Here is a 21867-nt window from a genome sequence, read left to right as displayed (position 1 = left end):
CCCCGACGGGCCACTTCTCGTATGGTGGAAGTCGTTTTCCGAAAGCGGTGCGAACAAAAAGTTCGCAATCCGGGGCGGCTACCGCGTACTCAGTGGTAGGTGCGACGATCGGACGGCACAACCCAGTTACACGGTGAAAGCAGAGGAAGTCGGCCATGGCAACGGCGCCCAGCGTCTCCTACTCGATGACGGTCCGACTGGAGGTGCCCGCGGGGGGAACCGCAGTCTCGCAGCTCACCACCGCCGTGGAGGCCGCCGGCGGCTCCGTCACCGGCCTCGACGTCACGGCCTCCGGCCACGACAAGCTCCGGATCGACGTCACCATCGCGGCCGGCTCGACCTCCCACGCCGACGAGATCGTGGAGCAGCTTCGGGGCATCGAGGGCGTCAGCCTGGGCAAGGTCTCCGACCGTACCTTCCTCATGCACCTCGGCGGCAAGATCGAGATGCAGTCCAAGCATCCCATCCGCAACCGCGACGACCTGTCCATGGTCTACACGCCCGGCGTGGCCCGCGTCTGCATGGCGATCGCCGAGAACCCCGAGGACGCCCGCCGCCTGACCATCAAGCGCAACACGGTTGCGGTCGTGACGGACGGTTCCGCGGTCCTCGGCCTCGGCAACATCGGCCCGATGGCCGCCATGCCGGTCATGGAGGGCAAGGCGGCCCTGTTCAAGCGCTTCGCCGACATCGATGCCTGGCCGATCTGCCTGGACACCCAGGACACCGACGCGATCGTCGCGATCGTCAAGGCCATCGCCCCGGGCTTCGCCGGCATCAACCTCGAGGACATCTCCGCCCCCCGCTGCTTCGAGATCGAGGCCCGGCTGCGCGAGGCCCTCGACATCCCCGTCTTCCACGACGACCAGCACGGCACCGCGATCGTCGTCCTCGCCGCGCTGACCAACGCCCTGCGCGTGGTCGGCAAGGGCATCGAGAACGTACGGGTCGTCATGTCCGGCGCCGGCGCGGCCGGTACGGCCATCCTCAAGCTGCTGCTCGCCGCGGGCGTCAAGAACGCCGTCGTCGCCGACATCCACGGCGTCGTGCACGCGGGCCGCGCGGACCTGGTGGACGCCGCGCCCGAGTCGGCCCTGCGCTGGATCGCCGACAACACCAACCCCGAGGGCCTCACCGGCACCCTCAAGGAGGCCGTGCACGGCGCGGACGTCTTCATCGGCGTCTCCGCCCCCAACGTCCTCGACGGCCAGGACGTGGCCGCCATGGCCGAGGGTGCCATCGTGTTCGCGCTCGCGAACCCCGACCCCGAGGTCGACCCCGCCGTCGCCCGCGAGACGGCGGCGGTCGTCGCCACCGGCCGCTCGGACTTCCCGAACCAGATCAACAACGTGCTGGTCTTCCCGGGCGTCTTCCGCGGTCTGCTGGACGCCCAGTCCCGCACGGTCAACACCGAGATGATGCTGGCCGCCGCGCACGCCCTCGCGGACGTGGTGACCGAGGACGAGATCAACCCGAACTACATCATTCCGAGCGTCTTCAACGACAAGGTCGCCGGTGCCGTCGCGGGCGCCGTGCGCGAGGCCGCGAAGTCCGCCGGAGTGGTGGCGTAGGTTCCTCCGGCGGGGGAAGGCGGCCTGTGGCGTGGTGGTGAGGATCACCACGGCGGGCCGCTCCACCGGCGCGTCGCGGGATGTCGGGCCTCGGATCGCCCTCTAGGGTGGCGCAAGGCTCAGGCCCTCTCGGCGTGTGACTCCCACGGGTGTTCTCACGACTCCTGGGGGTGCCGGATTGGCTTTACCGCCGCAGGTGGAGGCAGGATGCCTCCCTGGGCGCGAGGGTCTGACGACCGACCCGGGTCCGGGGAGTGTCCGAGGACCCTGGCAGCATCGGCATCGCTGTGCCCAACATGCGGCTCCGCCGCGTGGCACGCCTCAACGGCAAGAAGAACACGGGAGTAACAACATGAACCGCAGTGAGCTGGTGGCCGCGCTGGCCGACCGCGCCGAGGTGACCCGCAAGGACGCCGACGCCGTTCTGGCCGCGTTCGCCGAGGTTGTCGGTGACATCGTCTCCAAGGGCGACGAGAAGGTCACCATCCCCGGCTTCCTGACCTTCGAGCGCACCCACCGTGCCGCTCGCACCGCCCGCAACCCGCAGACCGGTGAGCCGATCCAGATCCCGGCCGGCTACAGCGTCAAGGTCTCGGCGGGCTCGAAGCTCAAGGAAGCCGCCAAGGGTAAGTAAGCGCGTGAGCGCTCCGCTTTGAGCGCCGGGGACTGCGCGGACCGTTCGTTCGGGCTGCGGTCGTTTCGCGGCCGCGGGCCGTCTGTGGCTGGTCGCGCAGTTCCCCGCGCCCCTTTCGGGGCACTCGACGCAACGCCGAGGGGGCGGTCACCCGAGCTCGGGTGACCGCCCCATCGGCGTGTCTGCGGGGCGCTAGCCCAGTGCCTTGCCCGGCAGTTCCACCTTCGCGCCCAGCTCCACGAGCTTCTCCATGAAGTTCTCGTAGCCCCGGTTGATCAGGTCGATGCCGTGGACGCGGGAGGTGCCCTGGGCCGCGAGGGCGGCGATGAGGTAGGAGAAGCCGCCGCGCAGGTCGGGGATGACCAGGTCGGCGCCCTCCAGCCTGGTCGGTCCGGAGACGACGGCCGAGTGCAGGAAGTTGCGCTGGCCGAAGCGGCAGTCGGAACCGCCGAGGCACTCGCGGTAGAGCTGGATGTGGGCGCCCATCTGGTTGAGCGCCGAGGTGAAGCCCAGCCGGGACTCGTAGACCGTCTCGTGGACGATGGACAGTCCCGTGGCCTGCGTCAGCGCGACCACCAGGGGCTGCTGCCAGTCCGTCTGGAAGCCCGGGTGCACGTCCGTCTCCAGGGCGATGGACTTCAGCCGCCCGCCCGGATGCCAGAACCGGATGCCCTCGTCGTCGATCTCGAAGGCGCCGCCCACTTTCCGGAAGGTGTTCAGGAACGTCATCATCGAGCGCTGCTGGGCGCCGCGGACGTAGACGTTCCCCTCGGTCGCCAGCGCCGCCGACGCCCAGGAGGCGGCTTCGAGGCGGTCCGAGAGGGCGCGGTGGGTGTAGCCGCTCAGCTCGTCCACACCGGTGATGCGGATCGTGCGGTCGGTGTCCATCGCGATGATCGCGCCCATTTTCTGCAGGACGCAGATCAGGTCCTCGATCTCAGGCTCCACGGCCGCGTTGGACAGCTCCGTGACGCCCTCGGCGAGCACCGCGGTCAACAGGACCTGCTCGGTCGCGCCGACGGACGGGTACGGCAGGTTGATCTTCGTACCGCGCAGCCGCTGCGGAGCCTCCAGGTACTGGCCGTCCGCCCGCTTCTCGATCGTGGCGCCGAACTGGCGCAGCACCTCGAAGTGGAAGTCGATGGGCCGGCCGCCGATGTCGCAGCCGCCCAGGCCCGGGATGAAGGCGTGCCCGAGCCGGTGCAGCAGCGGGCCGCAGAACAGGATCGGGATGCGCGACGAGCCCGCGTGGGCATCGATGTCGGCGACGTTCGCGCTCTCCACGTGAGAGGGGTCCATCACCAGCTCGCCGGGCTCCTCGCCGGGCCGGACGGTCACCCCGTGCAGTTGCAGCAGTCCGCGTACGACCCGCACGTCGCGGATGTCCGGCACGTTGCGCAGCCGGCTCGGCCCACTGCCCAGCAGGGCCGCCACCATGGCCTTCGGCACGAGGTTCTTCGCACCGCGGACCCGGATCTCGCCCTCCAGCGGGGTTCCGCCGTGGACAAGCAGTACGTCATCAGCGCCGTTGACGGTCATGAATCTCGCGTTCCGTGGGGTTGGGCAGGGGCCAGAAGGGAAAGGGTAATCGTCTTGTACCCCCCTTCAGTGCGCCTGCGCACGGTCGGACAACGTCATGGGTTTGTCACAACACGCGGTGTTCACCGGCGCGCACGGGGGGTCACGACCCAGGAGCGTGCGCGGGGGGTGTGTTCACCCCCGTACCGCCGATTGCCTCCCCACGACGGGGGAACATGCGGGATCATGTCTGGCATGACCGAGGTGTCCTCGCTCACGGGGCGGTTGCTCGTGGCAACGCCCGCCCTGGCGGACCCGAACTTCGAGCGTGCGGTGGTGCTGCTCCTCGACCACGACGAGGAGGGCTCCCTCGGCGTCGTCCTCAACCGCCCCACCCCGGTCGACGTGGGCGACATCCTGGAGGACTGGGCGGACCTGGCCGGCGAGCCGGGCGTCGTCTTCCAGGGCGGCCCGGTCTCGCTGGACTCGGCCCTCGGCGTCGCCGTCGTCCCCGGCGGGGCGTCCGGCGAGCGGGCGCCGCTGGGCTGGCGCCGGGTGCACGGCGCGATCGGCCTGGTGGACCTGGAGGCGCCGCCGGAGCTGCTGGCGTCCGCGGTGGGTGCCCTGCGGATCTTCGCCGGGTACGCGGGCTGGGGGCCCGGCCAGCTGGAGGACGAACTGACGGAGGGCGCCTGGTACGTGGTCGAGTCCGAGCCGGGCGACGTCTCCTCGCCGTTCCCCGAGAGACTGTGGCGCGAGGTCCTGCGCCGGCAGCGGGGCGACCTGGCGATGGTGGCGACGTATCCGGACGACCCGTCGCTCAACTGAAGCGTGTGAGCTTCAGTACCCTTGGCGGTTATGAGCACTCTCGAGCCCGAGCGCGGGACTGGTACGGGGACCCTCGTTGAGCCGACGCCGCAGACGTCCCACGGCGACGGCGACCACGAGCGCTTCGCCCATTACGTCCAGAAGGACAAGATCATGGCGAGCGCCCTCGACGGCACCCCCGTCGTGGCGCTGTGCGGCAAGGTCTGGGTACCGGGCCGCGACCCGAAGAAGTACCCCGTCTGTCCCATGTGCAAGGAGATCTACGAGTCCATGAACGGCGGCGGCGACGAGGGCAAGGGCGGAGACAAGAAGTAACGGCTCTCCCCGCCTGAGGTCCCCGAGGCCCCCGGAGCGTGCCCGCGCGCGCTCCGGGGGCTTTCGTGCGTCATGAATTGGTTCAGACCTCTTGTGGACATGTTCATGTACTCCCTACCCTCCTGGATGTTGTGCAGAGCGAAACCGTCATTGCATATGTTGCAACGCACGTCCGGAGGAAACACTCCATGAAGCTCGCCCCCCGCCTGGCCGTACTGCTGGCCGTCGCCGTCGTCGCCGCGACCGCCTGCGCCCCCCAGACGTCCGACAACTCCTCCTCCGACAAGGACGAGAAGAGCGGCACGCTCCGGGTCTGGCTCTTCCAGGAGGTCAACAACAAGCCCAAGGAGAAGGTCGTCGACGCGGCCCTCGCCGACTTCGAGAAGGCGCACGACGACACGAAGGTCACCGTCGAGTACATCCCCGTCGAGACCCGCGCCCAGCGCATCAAGGCCGCCTTCAACGACCCGAAGAGCGCCCCCGACGTCATCGAGTTCGGCAACACCGACACCGCCGGGTACGTCAAGGACGGCGGACTCGCCGACGTGACCGAGGACTTCGCGGCCTGGGACGAGGCCGAGGACACCGACCCCACCGCCCGCCAGTCGGTCACCGTGGACGGCAAGGTCTACGGCGCCCCCTACTTCGTCGGCGTCCGGGCCCTGTACTACCGCACCGACGTCTTCGACGAACTGGGCCTCCAGGCCCCCAAGTCGCTGGACGAACTGGCGTCCACCGCGAAGAAGGTCCGGGCCGCGAAGCCCGACCTCTACGGCCTCGCGGTCGGCGGCGCCTACACCTACGGCGCGATGCCGTTCATCTGGGCGTCCGGCGGCGAACTCGCCGGCGGCAAGGGCGGTTCGTACGCCTCGGCGATCGACAGCGCCGCGGCCCAGAAGGGCATCGAGGCGTACACCTCCCTGTTCGGCGACGACAACTGCCCGGCCGCCAAGTGCGCCGGCATGAGCGGCAACGACACCGTCACCGCGTTCGCCTCCGGCAAGGCGGCCATGGCGATCGGCGGCGACTTCAGCCACCAGGCCGTGGAGGCCGGCGAGGTGAAGGGCAAGTACGCGGTCGTGCCGCTGCCGGGCGCCGAGCCCGGCTCGATCGCCCCCGCCTTCGCGGGCGGCAACAACATCGGCGTCCTGAAGAGCACCTCGCACCGCACCCTCGCCGTCGACCTGATGAAGCGGCTCGCGTCGAAGAAGGCGCAGGGCGAACTGTTCGACGCGATGGGCTTCCTGCCGACCTACGCGGACGTACGGCAGCGGGTGGCGGCGAAGGAGCCCTTCGTGAAGCCGTTCGTCGACACGCTCGCGGCCGGTACGAAGTTCGTCCCGGCCTCGCCCGCGTGGGCGACGATCGACTCCTCGCAGGTGCTGCCGACGATGTTCCAGGAGGTCGTCAGCGGCAAGAAGGACGTGGGCGCTGCGGCGGAGGACGCGGCCGACAAGATGGACGAGGCGTTTGGCTCCGCCGGATGACGGGTTCGCCTATTGGCTCGGGGGGTGCGGTTCGTGGGCGGGTGCCGCGCCGTCGTGGCTTGCCGCGCTCACGCGGCGGTAGCCGCAAATCCAACACAGCCCCGCGCCCCTATCGGGGCTCCTCCAGTACCCCCTGGATCTATCTCGCGCCCGCTCTCGTCGTCCTCGGTGGGCTGCTCGTCTACCCCGTCTATCAGCTCGGGCTGATCTCGTTTCTGGAGTACACGCAGGCTCAGGTGTCCGGTGGGGAGCCGACCACCTTTCAGGGGTTCGGGAACTATGCCGAGCTGTTCGGGGACCGGGAGTTCTGGCGGGTGCTGCTCGCCACCGTCGTGTTCGCGGCGGCCTGTGTGGTGTCCACGCTGGCCGTCGGGTGTGCGCTCGCCGTGCTGCTCACGCGGGTGCGGGCCGTGCCGCGGCTCGCGTTGATGCTGGCGGGGCTGGGCGCGTGGGCGACCCCGGCGGTCACCGGGTCGACGGTCTGGCTGCTGCTGTTCGACCCGGACTTCGGGCCCGTCAACCGGATGCTGGGCCTCGGCGACCACTCCTGGACGTACGGGCGCTACAGCGCCTTCCTGCTCGTCCTGCTCGAAGTGGTCTGGTGCTCCTTTCCGTTCGTCATGGTGACCGTCTACGCCGGGATCCGGGCCGTGCCGTCCGAGGTGCTGGAGGCGGCCGCGCTCGACGGCGCCTCGCAGTGGCGGATCTGGCGGTCGGTGCTCGCGCCGATGCTGCGGCCGATCCTGGTGGTCGTCACCATCCAGTCGGTCATCTGGGACTTCAAGGTCTTCACCCAGATCTACGTCATGACGAACGGCGGCGGCATCGCCGGCCAGAACCTCGTCCTCAACGTCTACGCCTACCAGAAGGCGTTCGCGTCCTCGCAGTACAGCCTCGGCTCCGCGATCGGCGTCGTCATGCTGCTGATCCTGCTCGCCGTGACGCTGGTGTACTTGCGGCTGCTGCGCCGCCAGGGGGAGGAGCTGTGAATCTTCCGCGCGTGCGTGTGCGCCGCCCGTGGCGGCTCGCGGCGGAGACGTCGGCGCTGCTGATCGCGGTCGTGGTCGCCTTCCCGCTGTACTGGATGGTGCTGAGCGCCTTCAAACCGGCCGGGGAGATCGAGTCGAGCGAGCCGCGGCCGTGGACCCTTGCGCCCTCGCTGGATTCCTTCCGGCGGGTCTTCGGGCAGCAGGAATTCGGCCGTTACTTTCTCAACAGTCTGCTCGTGGCGGGTACCGTCGTCATCGCCTCGGCGCTGATCGCGTTCCTCGCGGCGACCGCGGTGACGCGATTCCGGTTCCGTTTCCGGACCACCCTGCTCATCATGTTCCTGGTGGCCCAGATGGTGCCCGTGGAGGCGCTCACCATCCCGCTGTTCTTCCTCATGCGGGACTTCGGCCAGCTGAACACGCTGGGTTCGCTGATCCTGCCCCACATCGCCTTCTCGCTGCCCTTCGCGATCTGGATGCTGCGGGGCTTTGTGAAAGCGGTGCCGGAGGCCTTGGAGGAGGCCGCCTACATCGACGGGGCGAGCCGGAGCCGCTTTCTCTGGCAGATTCTTTTCCCGCTGGTCTTCCCGGGGCTGGTGGCCACCAGCGTCTTCTCCTTCATCTCGACCTGGAACGACTTCCTGTTCGCCAAGTCGTTCATCATCAGCGACACCTCCCAGTCGACGCTGCCGATGGCGCTGCTGGTCTTCTACAAGCCGGACGATCCCGACTGGGGCGGAGTGATGGCCGCGTCCACGGTGATGACGATTCCGGTGCTGGTCTTCTTCGTACTCGTACAACGACGACTCGTCTCCGGCCTCGGCGGAGCGGTAAAGGACTGACATCGTGAAGGATGTGATGAATGTGACAGACGTGGCGGACTCGGCGGATGTGACGGACGTGATTCCGCAGCCCCGGCAAGTGGCGTCCCAGGGCGCCTTCTTCGACCTCGGTCCGGACACCGGGCTGGCGGCGGGTGACGGCACCGAACACACCGAGCGCTGGCTGCGGGCCACGCTCGGCGCGGCCACCGGTCTGCCACTGGCGCCCGCCGCGGGCGACGACAACGCCGTCCGGCTGTCCCTCGACGGCCAACTGGGCGCTGAGGGCTACCGCCTCGACGTCACGCCGGCCGGCGTCCACCTCACCGGCGGTGACCCCGCGGGCCTCTTCTGGGGCGCGCAGACGCTGCGGCAACTGCTCGGCCCGGACGCCTTCCGGCGCGCCCCGCTCCCCGGCCGCCGGTGGCGGCTGCCGCTGGGCCGCATCGAGGACGCGCCGCGCTTCCACTGGCGCGGCCTGATGCTGGACGTCGCCCGGCACTTCATGCCGAAGGACGGCGTGCTGCGTTACCTGGACCTGATGGCCGCCCACAAACTCAACGTCCTGCACTTCCACCTGACGGACGACCAGGGCTGGCGCGTAGAGATCACCCGCCACCCGAAGCTCACCGAGACCGGCTCCTGGCGGGCGCGCACCAAATACGGCCACCGGGCCTCGCCGCTGTGGGAGGACAAACCCCACGGCGGTTACTACACCCAGGAGGACATCCGGGAGATCGTCGCCTACGCCACCGAGCGGCACATCACCGTCGTCCCCGAAATCGACGTACCCGGGCACTCGCAGGCCGCCATCGCCGCGTATCCGGAACTCGGCAACACCGATGTGATCGACACCACCGCCCTCTCCGTCTGGGACACCTGGGGCGTCTCCCCGAACGTACTCGCCCCCACCGAGAACACACTGCGCTTCTACGAGGGCGTGTTCGAGGAACTCCTGGAGCTTTTCCCCTCGGAGTTCATCCACATCGGCGGCGACGAATGCCCCAAGGAGCAGTGGCGGCGTTCGGCGACCGCGCAGGCGCGGATCGAGGAACTCGCGCTCGCCGACGAGGACGAACTCCAGTCCTGGTTCATCCAGCACTTCGACACCTGGCTCAGCGAACGCGGGCGCCGGCTCATCGGCTGGGAAGAGATCCTGGAGGGCGGCCTCGCCAAGGGCGCGGCCGTGTCCTCCTGGCGCGGGTACGCGGGCGGGGTCGCCGCCGCGCGCGCGGGCCACGACGTCGTGATGTGCCCCGAGCAGCAGGTGTACCTGGACCACCGGCAGCACGCGGGCGAGGACGAACCCGTGCCGATCGGCTTCGTACGCACCCTGGAGGACGTGTACCGGTTCGAGCCGGTTCCGGCGGAGCTGACGCCGGACGAGTCCGGACATGTGATCGGCACCCAGGCGAACGTGTGGACCGAGGTGATGGAGAACCAGGCGCGCGTCGACTACCAGACGTTCCCGCGGCTCGCCGCCTTCGCCGAGGTCGCCTGGAGCGCCCTGCCCGCCCCGGCCGAGCGGGACTTCGCCGCCTTCGAGCGGCGGATGGCCGCCCACTACCGGCGACTTGACGCCCTGGGCGTCTCCTACCGGCCGCCCGGCGGCCCCCTGCCCTGGCAGCGGCGGCCCGGCGTGCTCGGCCGGCCGATCGACGGGCCACCGCCGAACAAGTAAGGAAAACGCCCCTAAACGTCACCGAAGAGTGGCAACTCGTGCGCATCGCGCGTAGCTCCGATCGTCGGAGATCCCGTCTGAAAACGGACCATCCCGTCGACGAGGTGGGCGAATGCCTCCTAGCGGACCCCTGCGTTCGGGCCCTGCAAAGATGTGCCAGAGTTGCCACGTCCGCCCTGTCAGGTCGTACCGTACGGCCACATGGGCGGGACCAGGTGGGACAGCGGGAAGGGGCAGTCGGTTTGACCACGCACGCACCGCAGGCGGCGCAGGCCGTCACGCTGCCCACGACACTGGACGAGGCCGTGGCGGCGCTCGCCGCGATGCCCGCCGCCGTTCCGGTCGCGGGCGGCACCGACCTGATGGCGGCCGTCAACTCCGGGCAGCTCAGACCCGCCGCGCTGGTGGGCCTCGGCCGGATCAGTGAGATCCGCGGCTGGCAGTACCAGGACGGGCACGCGCTGCTCGGCGCGGGACTCACCCATGCCCGCATGGGCCGCCCCGACTTCGCCGCGCTCATCCCGGCGCTGGCCGCCGCCGCGCGCGCCGCCGGACCGCCGCAGATCCGCAACGCGGGCACCCTGGGCGGCAACATCGCCTCGGCCGCCCCCACCGGGGACGCGCTGCCGGTGCTGGCCGCCCTGGAGGCGACGCTGATCATCGCGGGCCCGGACGGGGCCCGGCGGGAGATGCCGGTCTCGCACCTGCTGGCGGGCATGGAGATGCTCCGCGCGGGCGAGCTGATCGGCTACGTGCGCGTGCCGCTGCTGCACGCGCCCCAGGTCTTCCTGAAGGCGACCGGCCGCACCGGTCCCGGCCGCGCGACGGCCTCCGTGGCCCTGGTCCTCGACCCCGGCAGGCGCGGCGTGCGGTGCGCCGTCGGTGCCATCGCGCCGATGCCGCTGCGGCCCCTGGAGGCCGAGCAGTGGGTGGCCTCGCTCATCGACTGGGACAACGGCCGCGCCATCGTCCCGGAGGCGCTGCACGGCTTCGGCGAGTACGTCGCCGCGGCCTGCATCCCCGACGCGGCCCCGGCCGGGGACGGCTCCGTACCGCAGCTCCCGCCTGCCGTACTGCACCTGCGGCGCACCGTCGCCGCCCTGGCCCGACGAGCACTGGGGAGGGCGCTGTCGTGAGCGACGACCAGTACGACGATCAGCATGGCGATCAGTACGACGATCAGTACGGTGAGCAGCGCGGCGACCGGCACGGAGGCGGCACGCCCCCGAGCGGCGGACGCTGGGACCCGCTGCCCCAGGGCGACTACGACGACGGCGCCACCGCCTTCGTGAAGCTGCCCGAGGGCGGCGTGGACGCGCTCCTGGCCTCCTCCGACAGCCCGCTCGCCGCGCCCGGGCACGGCTATGTGCCGCCGCAGATCACCGTCACGCCCGCCACCACCGGCACCGACCCGGCCGCCACCGGCTCCTGGACGATGCCGTCCGCGCCCGTGGACGGCACCCAGTGGCAGGCCCCGGACGTGCGGCAGGAGCCCCCCGCCCACCAGGGCTACGCCGGATACGAGCAGCGGGACCCGTACGGCGGGGCCGCGCCCTACGACGCGAACACCGGGCAGGGCGCCCCCGGAGAGGACGCCCGGTTCAGCTACCAGCCCGGCGCCACCGGGCAGTGGGACTTCTCGCAGGCCGAGGCGGAGGCCGCGGCGGCGCGGACCGCGCCCGGACAGGACGTGACCGGACAGGACGTGACCGGGCAGTGGTCCATCCCCGTCGCGGACGGCGATCTGCCGGACGAGTCGGGCGAGTTCACCACCTCGTCCCTGGCCGAGCAGTGGGGGACCGGTGCCCCCGCCACCCTCCCCGGCGGCGCCCCCGCGCCCTGGGCGACCCAGCCCGCCGGACAGCCGTGGGACGAGGGCGCGGCGGAGGCCGGTCCCGGCCGTGCGGGACCGGCGACCGAAGCCCCGCGCGCACCCGAACCCGCCGCCGGCCCGTACGGGCAGCAGCCGCCCGCCCACCCCGCCGTGGAAACCGGCCCCGCGACTTCGCGCGACGACAGGACCGCGCCGGGCGGGCTCGGCGGACGCGGTGGGGCCGAGGAGGCCCCTGAAGGCCCTGCTGAGCCGACGGCGGAACGCGCAGAGGTCGCGGACGCGGAACCCGCACCGGAGGCCGCCGAGCACCCCGTGACGGCCTCGGCGCCGAGGCCCGCACCGGACCGCGGCCGGGAATCCGGACGGGCCCCCGAGACGGAGCCCCGCCCCGACGCCACCGACGACCGGCCCGACGCGACCGACACCACCGATCCCCAGGCCGACCTGGCCGACGCGGCGGACGGGGTCGACGCGGTTGACGTGGCCGCCGCCGACCCGTCCGTCGACCAGGAGCCGGCCCCCGCCGGTCCGCACCAGGATCACCCCCTCGCCTCGTACGTGCTGCGCGTCAACGGCGCCGACCGGCCCGTCACCGACGCCTGGATCGGCGAGTCGCTGCTGTACGTGCTGCGCGAGCGGCTCGGCCTCGCGGGCGCGAAGGACGGCTGCTCGCAGGGCGAGTGCGGCGCGTGCAACGTGCAGGTCGACGGACGGCTCGTCGCCTCCTGCCTGGTCCCGGCCGTCACCTCCGCGGGCAGCGAGGTACGTACGGTCGAGGGCCTGGCCACCGACGGGCAGCCGTCGGACGTGCAGCGGGCGCTCGCCCGGCGCGGCGCCGTGCAGTGCGGCTTCTGCGTGCCCGGCATGGCCATGACCGTGCACAACCTCCTGGAGGGCAACCCGGCGCCGACCGAGCTGGAGGCCCGCCAGGCCCTGTGCGGCAACCTGTGCCGCTGCTCCGGCTACCGGGGCGTCCTGGAGGCCGTCAACGAGGTCGTCGCCGAGCGCGAGGCGCACACCGCCGCCGAGGCGGGCGGCACGGACGCCGACGAACTCCGTATCCCGCACCAGGCCGGTCCGGGCGCCGGCGGCGTCAACCCGTCGGCGTTCGGGACCCAGCCACCGCCCGGGACACCGGACGCGGCGGCACCGCACGACCAGCCCTTCGGCGACCACGGCCAGGACGGAGGCCACGCGTGAGCAACGACGCCGCGACTGCGGAGGCCGAGGGAACCGCCGAGGCGGCGCCCCCCGCGCCCGAGCCGATCCCGCACGGCCTCGGCGCGTCCCTGCCGCCCGCCGACGCCCGCGCCAAGACCGAGGGCACCTTCCCGTACGCCGCCGACCTGTGGGCCGAGGGCCTGTTGTGGGCGGCCGTCCTGCGCTCACCGCACCCGCACGCGCGCATCGTGTCCATCGACACCACCCACGCGCGCGAGATGCACGGTGTCCGCGCGGTCGTCACCCACGAGGACGTGCCCGGCACCGCGCTGCACGGCCGGGGGCACGCCGACCGCCCGGTCTTCGCCTCCGAGGTCGTACGCCACCACGGCGAGCCCATCGCCGCCGTCGCCGCCGACCACCCGGACACCGCGCGGATGGCGGCGGCCGCCGTCATCGTCGAGTACGAGGTGCTTGACCCGGTGACCGACCCCGAGCAGGCCTTCGAGGCCGAGCCGCTGCACCCCGACGGCAACCTGATCCGGCACATCCCGCTGCGCCACGGCGACCCGGAGGCGGCCGGCGAGGTCGTCGTCGAGGGCCTGTACCGCATCGGCCGCCAGGACCCGGCCCCCATAGGAGCCGAGGCCGGCCTGGCCGTACCGCGCCCCGACGGCGGCGTGGAGCTGTACCTGGCCTCCACCGACCCGCACGGCGACCGCGACACGGCCGCCGCGTGCTACGGCCTGACACCCGAACAGGTGAAGATCGTCGTCACCGGGGTGCCCGGCGCCACCGCCGACCGCGAGGACCAGGGCTTCCAGCTGCCGCTCGGCCTGCTGGCGCTGAAGACCGGCTGCCCGGTGAAACTGACCGCCACGCGCGAGGAGTCCTTCCTCGGCCACACCCACCGCCACCCCACCCTCCTGCGCTACCGCCACCACGCGGACGCCGAGGGCCGGGTGGTGAAGGTCGAGGCGCAGATCCTGCTCGACGCGGGCGCCTACGCGGACACCTCCGCCGACGCCCTGGCCGCCGCGGTGGCCTTCGCCTGCGGCCCGTACGTCGTCCCGAACGCCTTCATCGAGGGCTGGGCCGTACGCACCAACAACCCGCCCTCCGGCCATGTGCGCGGCGAGGGCGCCATGCAGGTGTGCGCCGCCTACGAGGCGCAGATGGACAAGGTCGCCAAGAAGCTCGGCCTGGACCCGGCCGAGGTACGGCTGCGCAACGTCCTGGCCACCGGCGACGTGCTGCCCACCGGCCAGACGGTCACGTGTCCCGCCCCCGTCGCCGAACTCCTCCAGGCGGTCCGCGACTTCCCGCTCCCCGACCTGCCCAAGGACACGCCCGAGGACGAGTGGCTGCTGCCCGGCGGCCCCGAGGGCGCGGGCGAACCGGGCGCGGTGCGCCGGGGCGTGGGCTACGGCATCGGCATGGTGCACATGCTGGGCGCAGAGGGCGCCGACGAGGTCTCCACGGCCACCGTGAAGGTCCAGGACGGCGTGGCGACGGTGCTGTGCGCGGCAGTCGAGACCGGCCAGGGCTTCACCACGCTGGCCCGGCAGATCGTGCAGGACACCCTCGGCGTCGACGAGGTTCAGGTGGCGCCCGTCGACACCGACCAGCCCCCGGCGGGACCGGGCTGCCGGGGACGGCACACGTGGGTGTCCGGCGGTGCGGTGGAGCGGGCGGCCAAGATGGTCCGCACCCAGCTCCTCCAGCCGCTGGCGCACCAGTTCGGGATGTCCACCGAGCTGCTCCAGATCGCCGACGGCAAGATCACCTCGTACGACGGCGTGCTGTCGACCACGGTCACCGAGGCGCTGGACGGCAAGGAACTGTGGGCCACCGCCCAGTGCCGCCCGCACCCGACGGAGCCGCTCGACGAGGCCGGGCAGGGCGACGCCTTCGTCGGCATGGCCTTCTGCGCGATCCGCGCGGTGGTGGACGTCGACATCGAGATCGGCTCGGTACGGGTCGTGGAGCTGGCCGTCGCACAGGACGTGGGCCGCGTCCTGAACCCGGCCCAGCTGACCGCGCGCATCGAGGCGGGCGTGACGCAGGGCGTAGGCATCGCCCTCACCGAGAACCTCCGCACCCCGCGCGGCCTGATCCGTCACCCCGACCTGACCGGCTACGCCCTCCCGACCGCGCTGGACGCCCCGGACATCCGGATCGTCAAGCTCGTCGAGGAGCGCGACGTGGTCGCCCCCTTCGGCGCCAAGGCCGTCAGCGCGGTACCGGTGGTGGCCTCCCCGGCGGCCGTCGCCTCCGCCGTACGCGCGGCCACGGGCCGCCCGGTGAACCGGCTCCCGATCCGCCCGCAGGCCGCGGTGGTCACTGGGGGCTGAGCCGCACACGCGCGCGAGGCAACGCGGGAAGGACCGGGCGCGTCCTACCTGGCGAACGGCTTCCGCACGCGGACGCGTTGTCAGTGGCGGCGCGTAGTCTCCGCAGGAGTGGGAACGGAGCCGCCGGCACACGGGCGGACACACATTCTCGGGGGGACGATGCGCGCGCTCATCAGTGGGACGACGACCACGCCGGCTCCGGCGACGGACGCCCGTGCGGTGCCGTCGCTGGTGACGCGGGTCCGCCTCGCGACGTCGGTGGAGGACCCGCGGTGGACGCGCGGCGCCGCACGGCGGGCCCGGACGGGCGCGGAGAGACCATCCCTGTGGAACACGTCCACCCTGATGAGCTGCCTGCTCCTGACGGCCGGTCACCGCACCGGGCAGCCGGGCCCCCTCCAGGACCTGCCGACGCGGTTCCTGGACCGTGAGTTCGGCCGCGGCCGGGTCGCGCGTTTCGAGGACGTCGACTTCCCGGGGACCCTCCGGCACGAGCCCACCCGCCGCTTCCTGCGGGAGACGGGCCTGCCCGAGGACGCCCACCCCTTCCGGCTGGACCGGGACCCGGACGACCCACCGCTGCCGACGCTGGCCGAGTACTGCGAGGAGTTCCCCGGGCACCGGGCCCCCGACCGCGCGGACCACCTCGTACGCCTGGGCCGGCTGAAGGACGGGGATCACGTGGTCGTCGACGGCACGACGGGCGCCGTCCTGACCTGGCGGACGCCCGAGGACACCCTCCACCCCCTGGTGGCGGACGTGTCCGCCCTCGCCCTCACCCTCTGGGCGCTGCGCCGCGCGGCGCTGCTGGAGGCCGTGGCGGGGATCGAACCCGCGTAACTCGCTTTGCAGGCGAGCCCCTCAACCACTCGGGCACACGGCCGTGTCCGACTTCGTGACTCGACGGTAGGCGGGGCGGGGGCCGGCGCTCAAGGAATCCGGGGAGGCCGCAACACGACTGCCATACCGCGTTCATGAACGGCGGGCGGTCGTACGACCAAGGTCCCGGTCCCGCACCGCCTTCCGACAGGGGTCAAGGCAGGCTGTGGCCCTTACTCTGGCGACCATGACCGTCCCTGAGCCCCGCGACACCGATGTCGCCGTCCCCGCCGCGACCGACGTCGGCCCCACCGCGCCCGAGGAGACCGTGCTGAGCCGCGCCTACCGGGCGCTGAGCATCGGCATCGTCTCCGTGATCGTGCTGATCGCCTTCGAGGCGACGGCGGTCGGTACGGCGATGCCGGTGGCGGCGCGGGAGCTGGACGGGGTGTCGCTGTACGCGTTCGCGTTCTCGGGGTACTTCACGACAAGCCTGTTCGGGATGGTGCTCTCCGGCCAGTGGTCGGACCGGCGGGGCCCGCTGGCACCGCTGACCTGCGGCATCGCGTCCTTCGCGGCGGGTCTCGTGCTGTCCGGGACGGCGGGCGCGATGTGGCTGTTCATCCTCGGGCGGGCCGTGCAGGGGCTCGGCGGCGGACTGGTGATCGTCGCCCTGTACGTCGTCGTCGGGCGGGCCTACCCCGAGCGGCTGCGGCCCGCGATCATGGCGGCGTTCGCGGCGGGCTGGGTCGTCCCGTCGGTGGTCGGACCGCTGGCCTCCGGCGCCGTCACCGAACACCTCGGGTGGCGCTGGGTGTTCCTCGGCATCCCGGTGCTGGTCGTCTTCCCGCTCGCCCTCGCGCTGCCGCAGATACGCGCCCGCGCGTCCGGCGCCGTGGGCTCGGGGGACGCGCCGGCCTCCTTCGACCGCCGCCGCATCCGCCTCGCCCTCGCCATCTCGCTGGGCGCGGGCCTGCTCCAGTACGCCGCCCAGGACCTGCGCCCCGTGTCGCTGCTGCCCGGCGCGGTGGGCGTGGCGCTGCTCGTCCCGTCGGTCCTCGGACTGCTGCCGCGCGGGACCTACCGGGCGGTGCGCGGGCTGCCCTCCGTGGTCCTGCTGCGCGGGGTGGCCGCGGGGTCCTTCATCGCCGCCGAGTCCTTCGTCCCGCTGATGCTGGTCACCCAGCGCGGACTCAGCCCCACGCTGGCCGGTCTCTCGCTGGCGGCGGGCGGGGCGACCTGGGCGGCGGGCTCCTGGCTGCAGTCCCGGCCGCGCCTGGAGCCGTACCGGGACCGCCTGATGGCCCTCGGCATGCTCCTGGTCGCGGCGGCCATCACCACGGCACCCAGCGTGCTCATCGACGCCGTGCCCGCCTGGACGGTGGCCGTCGCCTGGGGCTTCGGCTGCTTCGGCATGGGCCTGGTGATCTCCTCCACCAGCGTCCTCCTGCTCAAGCTCTCCGCCCCCGAGGAGGCCGGCTCCAACTCCGCCGCCCTCCAGATATCCGACGGCCTCTCCAACGTCGTCCTGCTGTCGGTCGGCGGCGCGGCCTTCGCGGCCCTCGGCGGCGGCACGGTGAGCCACGCCGCCACGGAGGCCACCGGCTCCCACCCGACGGCCTTCGCGGCGGTGTTCCTGCCGATGGCGGCGGTGGCGCTGGTGGGGGCGTGGGTGGCGACGCGGGTGCGGGAGAAGTGAGCCGGGGACGGCCGTGAGGCGGACGGGGGCCCTGTGACGTCCGTTGTGACGTCCGTCCCACCCGGGGGTGACCCGACCCGGTGGGCGCGTTGATCGTGGCGGGGCGCCGGTAGGGTGGCCCGGTTGTCATACGTGGCCGAGCCGCTCTACCCCCTTCGGAGACCGTGACTACCACCGCCAGCTCCAGCACCTCGCACCACCTGTCCCCGGCCTTCCCCGGCCGTGCCCCCTGGGGCACCGCCGGCAAGCTGCGGGCCTGGCAGGAGGGGGCGATGGAGAAGTACCTCCAGGACCAGCCGCGGGACTTCCTGGCCGTCGCCACCCCCGGCGCCGGAAAGACGACCTTCGCCCTGACGCTGGCGTCCTGGCTGCTGCACCACCACGTCGTGCAGCAGGTGACCGTCGTCGCGCCGACCGAGCACCTCAAGAAGCAGTGGGCGGAGGCCGCGGCGCGGATAGGGATCAAGCTGGACCCCGAGTACAGCGCCGGCCCGCTCAGCCGCGAGTACCAGGGCATCGCGATCACGTACGCGGGCGTCGGCGTACGCCCCATGCTGCACCGCAACCGCGTCGAGCAGCGCAAGACCCTCGTGATCCTCGACGAGATCCACCACGCCGGCGACTCCAAGTCCTGGGGCGAGGCCTGCCTGGAGGCGTTCGAGCCGGCCACCCGCCGCCTCGCGCTCACCGGCACGCCCTTCCGCTCGGACACGAACCCGATCCCCTTCGTGGCGTACGAGGAGGGCAACGACGGCATCCGCCGCTCCGCCGCCGACTACACGTACGGCTACGGCTCGGCGCTCGCCGACGGCGTGGTCCGTCCCGTCATCTTCATGAGCTACAGCGGCAACATGCGCTGGCGCACCAAGGCCGGCGACGAGATCGCCGCCCGGCTCGGCGAACCGATGACCAAGGACGCCGTCAGCCAGGCCTGGCGCACCGCCCTCGATCCGCGCGGCGAGTGGATGCCCGCCGTGCTGCGCGCCGCCGACCAGCGGCTCACCGAGGTCAGGAAGGCCATCCCGGACGCCGGCGCCCTCGTCATCGCCGCCGACCAGGACTCCGCCCGCTCCTACGCCAAGCTGATCCGCGAGATCACCGGCGACAAGGCCACCGTCGTCCTGTCCGACGACACGGGCGCGTCCAAGAACATCGACGAGTTCAGCGCGAGCACCGACCGCTGGATGGTCGCCGTCCGCATGGTGTCCGAGGGCGTGGACGTGCCGCGCCTGGCGGTGGGCGTCTACGCCACGACGATCTCCACCCCCCTCTTCTTCGCCCAGGCGGTGGGTCGCTTCGTCCGTTCCCGGCGCCGCGGCGAGACCGCCTCGGTCTTCCTCCCCACCGTGCCCGACCTGCTCACCTTCGCAGGCGAGATGGAGCGCGAGCGGGACCACGTCCTCGACAAGCCCAAGAAGGAGGGCGAGGAGGACCCCTACGCCGAGTCCGAGAAGGAGATGGACGAGGCCAACCGGGAGCAGGACGAGGACACCGGCGAGCAGGAGCAGTTCTCCTTCGAGGCACTGGAGTCCGAGGCCACCTTCGACCGGGTCATGTACAACGGCGCCGAGTTCGGCATGCAGGCGCACCCGGGCAGCGAGGAGGAGCAGGACTACCTCGGCATCCCGGGCCTGCTGGAGCCCGACCAGGTCCAACTCCTCCTCCAGAAGCGGCAGGCCCGCCAGATCGCGCACAGCCGCAAGAAGCCCGACGACGAGGCCGACCTGCTCGAACTGCCCGCCGATCGCCGCCCGGTCGTCTCCCACAAGGAGCTGATGGAGCTGCGCAAGCAGCTCAACACCATGGTCGGCGCCTACGTCCACCAGAGCGGCAAGCCGCACGGCGTCATCCACACCGAACTGCGCCGCGTGTGCGGCGGCCCGCCCAGCGCCGAGGCGACCGGCGGGCAACTGCGCCAGCGCATCGCCAAGGTGCAGGAGTGGGCCACGCGCATGAAGTGACGAGCGGGGCCCGAGGCCTCTGTCCGCCCGCACGCGCGATACGTATCGGGACAAACACAGGCAGTCGATAACGGTTGGCGCCCGGATTCTGGACGGAGCCTTCCGCTGAGCGAACCTGGTAGTTACTGTCCCGCTACGCACACGCCCCGTGGCAGCGCCGCCGCGGAGCGCAGCCGTGAAGCGACTGGGCCCGGGCACAAGGCCGGGCCGTCAGCCGATCGGCGGCCTCTGAAGCGCGTCACTGACGGGACTCGGTGACGCATCGCCGCGAGGAGGGCCGCCGACCTCACCACTAAGGAGTGGGCGTCGTGACCGCGGAGACCTCTCAGACGCTCGACCGGGGACTGCGCGTCCTCAAGCTGCTGGCCGATACGGACCACGGGCTGACCGTCACCGAGCTATCCCACAAACTGGGCGTCAACCGGACTGTCGTGTACCGGTTGCTCGCCACGCTGGAGCAGCACGCACTCGTACGCCGTGACCTGGGCGGCCGCGCCCGCGTCGGACTCGGGGTGCTGGGCCTGGGCCGCCAGGTGCACCCCCTGGTCCGCGAGGCGGCCATGCCGGCGCTGCGCTCGCTGGCCGAGGACATCGGGGCGACGGCCCACCTGACCCTGGTGGACGGCGCGGAAGCGCTGGCCGTCGCCGTCGTCGAGCCGACCTGGACGGACTACCACGTCGCCTACCGCGCCGGCTTCCGCCATCCCCTGGAGCGGGGCGCCGCCGGCAAGGCGATCCTGGCCGCCCGCCAGCCGACCCAGCCCGCCGACGAGGCCGAGGACGACCCCGGCTACACCCTCACGCACGGCGAACTGGAGGCCGGCGCGTGTGGCGCGGCGGCGCCGCTGCTCGGCGTCACGGGAGTGGAGGGCAGCGTCGGCGTGGTCATGCTGGCCGACGTGGTCCCCGAGCGCGTGGGCGAACGCGTCATGCACGCGGCCCGCGAGGTGGCGGAGGCCCTGCGGTGACGTCCGGCGGCGCGCGCCCCTGTCAGTCGTGCGCCGCGTAGGCGACGAAGTCGCCCCAGGCAGCGGGGGAGAGGGCGAGCTGCGGGCTCCGTGACTGCTTCGAGTCACGTACGCGGACCGTCGAGGCACCGGTCGGCTCGTGCGGGGCGATGGCGATCTCGATGCAGCTGTCACCCTGCGAGCCGCTGTAGCTGCTCTTGAACCAGGCCAGTTCGGACGTGTTCATAGCGCTCCTCGCATTCGCTTCAGCAGGCTCAGCGAGTCTGCTGGGGTGAGAGCCTGCGAGCGCAGTTTCGCATACCGCTGTTGGAGGATGCTGATCTCTTTCCGCGCTGTGATGAGACGGCCGTTCTCCTGTCCCTCGGAGTACCCGAACCACTCGTTCTCCGGTGTCTCCAACAGCTGGAGGGGGCCGTCCATGCCGGCATGCACCGGCTGCCGCAGGGGCATCACCTGCACCTCGACGTTCCAGTTCCGTTCCAGCACTTCCACTACGTGGTCGAGCAACCCGCGAGTCACCTGCTCCCCGCCCGTGTCCCGCAGCAGCACCGCGTCCTCCACGATGAACGTGAACGCGGTCGGCGGCTTCCGAGCCACCGAGAGAAGCTCCTGCCGCGCGAGCCGCGCGGCGACACGCTGATCCAGCTCGTCCGCGTCCGGGACGGGCGGGACGTTCAGCGACACCGCCCGTGCGTACGCCTCCGTCTGCAACAGGCCGGGCACGACGCGGCATTCGTACGTGTAGAGGCTGACGGCCGACGCCTCCAGCCTGGCCCACTGCCGGAACCAGCTCGCGAGCCCCGGCTGCCGCGACAGATGCTGGGCCGCCCCGCTGAGAATGCCGGCCGCGTCCAGTACCTCCTCTGCCCGCCGGACGTACTCCAGCGTGGGGAGGCGCCTGCCCTGCTCGACGGAGGCCACGGTCTGGACCGAGTACCGCACCTGCTCGGCCAGCTCCTCCTGCGTCAGCCCGGCCCGCCTGCGGAACCCCTTGACCACGGCCCCGAACGTCTTGAGGCTGTCGGAGACCTCGGGCTCCCCGCCCCCGCCGGCCACGCCCGTATCCACCGCACCGTCCGCCATGGCGGCCACCTTCCGCACGTTCTCCCCGCCGCACACTCCCAACACGCCCAGGGTTACAGTCGGTCACCAACACTGTCCACTCTTCGTACCCGTACGCTGACTGCGCGTACGAGTCGATGACCTGGTGAACCGTAGGTCTCCACG

18 protein-coding genes and 1 tRNA gene are annotated in these 21867 nt (G+C 71.9%); 15 read left to right on the top strand and 4 right to left on the bottom strand.

Going from position 1 to position 21867, the window contains the following annotated elements; genetic code table 11:
* Window positions 1-155 precede the first annotated feature (155 nt).
* Both ACGH7X_RS15250 and ACGH7X_RS15245 read left to right on the top strand, forming a co-directional pair.
* A complete protein-coding gene (locus tag ACGH7X_RS15250; protein ID WP_399885649.1) occupies window positions 156-1571 on the top strand; it encodes an NAD-dependent malic enzyme in 1416 nt (471 codons plus the stop codon).
* A 352-nt stretch (window positions 1572-1923) separates the two neighbouring features.
* A complete protein-coding gene (locus ACGH7X_RS15245) occupies window positions 1924-2205 on the top strand; it encodes an HU family DNA-binding protein (protein ID WP_003950507.1) in 282 nt (93 codons plus the stop codon).
* Between the two features lie 192 nt (window positions 2206-2397).
* Here ACGH7X_RS15245 and murA read toward each other — a convergent pair whose 3' ends face one another.
* Window positions 2398-3744 carry a UDP-N-acetylglucosamine 1-carboxyvinyltransferase gene (gene murA, locus ACGH7X_RS15240; RefSeq protein ID WP_399885646.1) on the bottom strand — a complete coding sequence of 449 codons (1347 nt, stop codon included), beginning with the start codon at window positions 3742-3744 and terminating at the stop codon, window positions 2398-2400.
* 234 nt (window positions 3745-3978) lie between these two features.
* Here murA and ACGH7X_RS15235 point away from each other — a divergent pair, with 234 nt between their 5' ends.
* The 10 genes from ACGH7X_RS15235 to ACGH7X_RS15190 all read left to right on the top strand — a co-directional run bounded on the left by ACGH7X_RS15235 (window position 3979) and on the right by ACGH7X_RS15190 (window position 16033).
* Window positions 3979-4551 carry a YqgE/AlgH family protein gene (locus tag ACGH7X_RS15235; protein ID WP_042826249.1) on the top strand — a complete coding sequence of 191 codons (573 nt, stop codon included), beginning with the start codon at window positions 3979-3981 and terminating at the stop codon, window positions 4549-4551.
* Window positions 4552-4581: 30 nt separating this feature from the next.
* A complete protein-coding gene (locus ACGH7X_RS15230; protein WP_007450147.1) occupies window positions 4582-4866 on the top strand; it encodes a DUF3039 domain-containing protein in 285 nt (94 codons plus the stop codon).
* A 188-nt stretch (window positions 4867-5054) separates the two neighbouring features.
* Window positions 5055-6353: an extracellular solute-binding protein gene (locus tag ACGH7X_RS15225; RefSeq protein ID WP_399885644.1), complete on the top strand. Its 1299-nt coding sequence runs from the start codon at window positions 5055-5057 to the stop codon at window positions 6351-6353.
* Window positions 6350-7342, top strand: a complete 993-nt coding sequence (locus tag ACGH7X_RS15220; RefSeq protein ID WP_399885641.1) for a carbohydrate ABC transporter permease — start codon at window positions 6350-6352, stop codon at window positions 7340-7342. Before ACGH7X_RS15225 ends, ACGH7X_RS15220 begins: the two co-directional genes overlap by 4 nt.
* Window positions 7339-8184: a carbohydrate ABC transporter permease gene (locus ACGH7X_RS15215; RefSeq protein ID WP_399885639.1), complete on the top strand. Its 846-nt coding sequence runs from the start codon at window positions 7339-7341 to the stop codon at window positions 8182-8184. The genes ACGH7X_RS15220 and ACGH7X_RS15215 overlap by 4 nt, the downstream gene beginning before the upstream one ends.
* Before the next feature lie 16 nt (window positions 8185-8200).
* Window positions 8201-9844, top strand: coding sequence for a beta-N-acetylhexosaminidase (locus tag ACGH7X_RS15210; protein ID WP_399885637.1), 1644 nt, complete (start codon window positions 8201-8203; stop codon window positions 9842-9844).
* 242 nt (window positions 9845-10086) lie between these two features.
* On the top strand, window positions 10087-10980 hold the full coding sequence (locus tag ACGH7X_RS15205; protein ID WP_399885635.1) for an FAD binding domain-containing protein: 894 nt from the start codon (window positions 10087-10089) through the stop codon (window positions 10978-10980).
* Window positions 10977-12878, top strand: coding sequence for a 2Fe-2S iron-sulfur cluster-binding protein (locus tag ACGH7X_RS15200; protein WP_399885633.1), 1902 nt, complete (start codon window positions 10977-10979; stop codon window positions 12876-12878). Before ACGH7X_RS15205 ends, ACGH7X_RS15200 begins: the two co-directional genes overlap by 4 nt.
* Window positions 12875-15193, top strand: coding sequence for a xanthine dehydrogenase family protein molybdopterin-binding subunit (locus ACGH7X_RS15195; protein ID WP_399885631.1), 2319 nt, complete (start codon window positions 12875-12877; stop codon window positions 15191-15193). The genes ACGH7X_RS15200 and ACGH7X_RS15195 overlap by 4 nt, the downstream gene beginning before the upstream one ends.
* A 159-nt stretch (window positions 15194-15352) precedes the next feature.
* The gene (locus ACGH7X_RS15190; protein ID WP_399885630.1) at window positions 15353-16033 is read left to right on the top strand and encodes an SUKH-4 family immunity protein; all 681 of its coding nucleotides are present in this window, start codon (window positions 15353-15355) and stop codon (window positions 16031-16033) included.
* On the opposite strand, the gene ACGH7X_RS15185 is transcribed toward ACGH7X_RS15190, so the two are convergent.
* A tRNA-Cys gene (locus tag ACGH7X_RS15185) sits at window positions 16002-16076 on the bottom strand. The two genes, ACGH7X_RS15190 and ACGH7X_RS15185, sit on opposite strands and share 32 nt — an antisense overlap.
* Window positions 16077-16259: 183 nt before the next feature.
* Here ACGH7X_RS15185 and ACGH7X_RS15180 point away from each other — a divergent pair.
* The 3 genes from ACGH7X_RS15180 (at window position 16260) to ACGH7X_RS15170 (ending at window position 20640) form a co-directional block, all read left to right on the top strand.
* Window positions 16260-17711 (top strand): MFS transporter, encoded by a 1452-nt coding sequence (locus ACGH7X_RS15180; protein ID WP_399885628.1) that lies wholly within the window; start codon window positions 16260-16262, stop codon window positions 17709-17711.
* A gap of 164 nt (window positions 17712-17875) precedes the next feature.
* A complete protein-coding gene (locus ACGH7X_RS15175) occupies window positions 17876-19672 on the top strand; it encodes a DEAD/DEAH box helicase (protein WP_399885626.1) in 1797 nt (598 codons plus the stop codon).
* A 308-nt stretch (window positions 19673-19980) separates the two neighbouring features.
* The gene (locus tag ACGH7X_RS15170; protein ID WP_399885624.1) at window positions 19981-20640 is read left to right on the top strand and encodes an IclR family transcriptional regulator; all 660 of its coding nucleotides are present in this window, start codon (window positions 19981-19983) and stop codon (window positions 20638-20640) included.
* Between the two features lie 22 nt (window positions 20641-20662).
* Here the strand turns inward: ACGH7X_RS15170 and ACGH7X_RS15165 are convergent, their stop codons facing one another.
* Both ACGH7X_RS15165 and ACGH7X_RS15160 read right to left on the bottom strand, forming a co-directional pair.
* Window positions 20663-20866: a DUF397 domain-containing protein gene (locus ACGH7X_RS15165; protein WP_399885622.1), complete on the bottom strand. Its 204-nt coding sequence runs from the start codon at window positions 20864-20866 to the stop codon at window positions 20663-20665.
* Complete coding sequence (locus tag ACGH7X_RS15160; protein WP_399885619.1) at window positions 20863-21723, bottom strand: Scr1 family TA system antitoxin-like transcriptional regulator; 861 nt, start codon at window positions 21721-21723, stop codon at window positions 20863-20865. Before ACGH7X_RS15160 ends, ACGH7X_RS15165 begins: the two co-directional genes overlap by 4 nt.
* Between the last annotated feature and the right edge of the window lie 144 nt (window positions 21724-21867).

The sequence above is a fragment of the Streptomyces sp. BBFR51 genome, assembly GCF_044591655.1.
Classification (GTDB): domain Bacteria; phylum Actinomycetota; class Actinomycetes; order Streptomycetales; family Streptomycetaceae; genus Streptomyces.
This window is presented reverse-complemented; position numbering and strand designations above follow the sequence as displayed.

Bases quoted from the DNA above. Each gene is read 5' to 3' on its own strand.
- ACGH7X_RS15250 (WP_399885649.1), top strand. From the start codon at position 156: ATGGCAACGGCGCCCAGCGTCTCCTACTCGATGACGGTCCGACTGGAG.
- ACGH7X_RS15245 (WP_003950507.1), top strand. From the start codon at position 1,924: ATGAACCGCAGTGAGCTGGTGGCCGCGCTGGCCGACCGCGCCGAGGTG.
- murA (WP_399885646.1), bottom strand. From the start codon at position 3,744: ATGACCGTCAACGGCGCTGATGACGTACTGCTTGTCCACGGCGGAACC.
- ACGH7X_RS15235 (WP_042826249.1), top strand. From the start codon at position 3,979: ATGACCGAGGTGTCCTCGCTCACGGGGCGGTTGCTCGTGGCAACGCCC.
- ACGH7X_RS15230 (WP_007450147.1), top strand. From the start codon at position 4,582: ATGAGCACTCTCGAGCCCGAGCGCGGGACTGGTACGGGGACCCTCGTT.
- ACGH7X_RS15225 (WP_399885644.1), top strand. From the start codon at position 5,055: ATGAAGCTCGCCCCCCGCCTGGCCGTACTGCTGGCCGTCGCCGTCGTC.
- ACGH7X_RS15220 (WP_399885641.1), top strand. From the start codon at position 6,350: ATGACGGGTTCGCCTATTGGCTCGGGGGGTGCGGTTCGTGGGCGGGTG.
- ACGH7X_RS15210 (WP_399885637.1), top strand. From the start codon at position 8,201: ATGAATGTGACAGACGTGGCGGACTCGGCGGATGTGACGGACGTGATT.
- ACGH7X_RS15190 (WP_399885630.1), top strand. From the start codon at position 15,353: ATGCGCGCGCTCATCAGTGGGACGACGACCACGCCGGCTCCGGCGACG.
- ACGH7X_RS15180 (WP_399885628.1), top strand. From the start codon at position 16,260: ATGACCGTCCCTGAGCCCCGCGACACCGATGTCGCCGTCCCCGCCGCG.
- ACGH7X_RS15165 (WP_399885622.1), bottom strand. From the start codon at position 20,866: ATGAACACGTCCGAACTGGCCTGGTTCAAGAGCAGCTACAGCGGCTCG.
- ACGH7X_RS15160 (WP_399885619.1), bottom strand. From the start codon at position 21,723: ATGGCGGACGGTGCGGTGGATACGGGCGTGGCCGGCGGGGGCGGGGAG.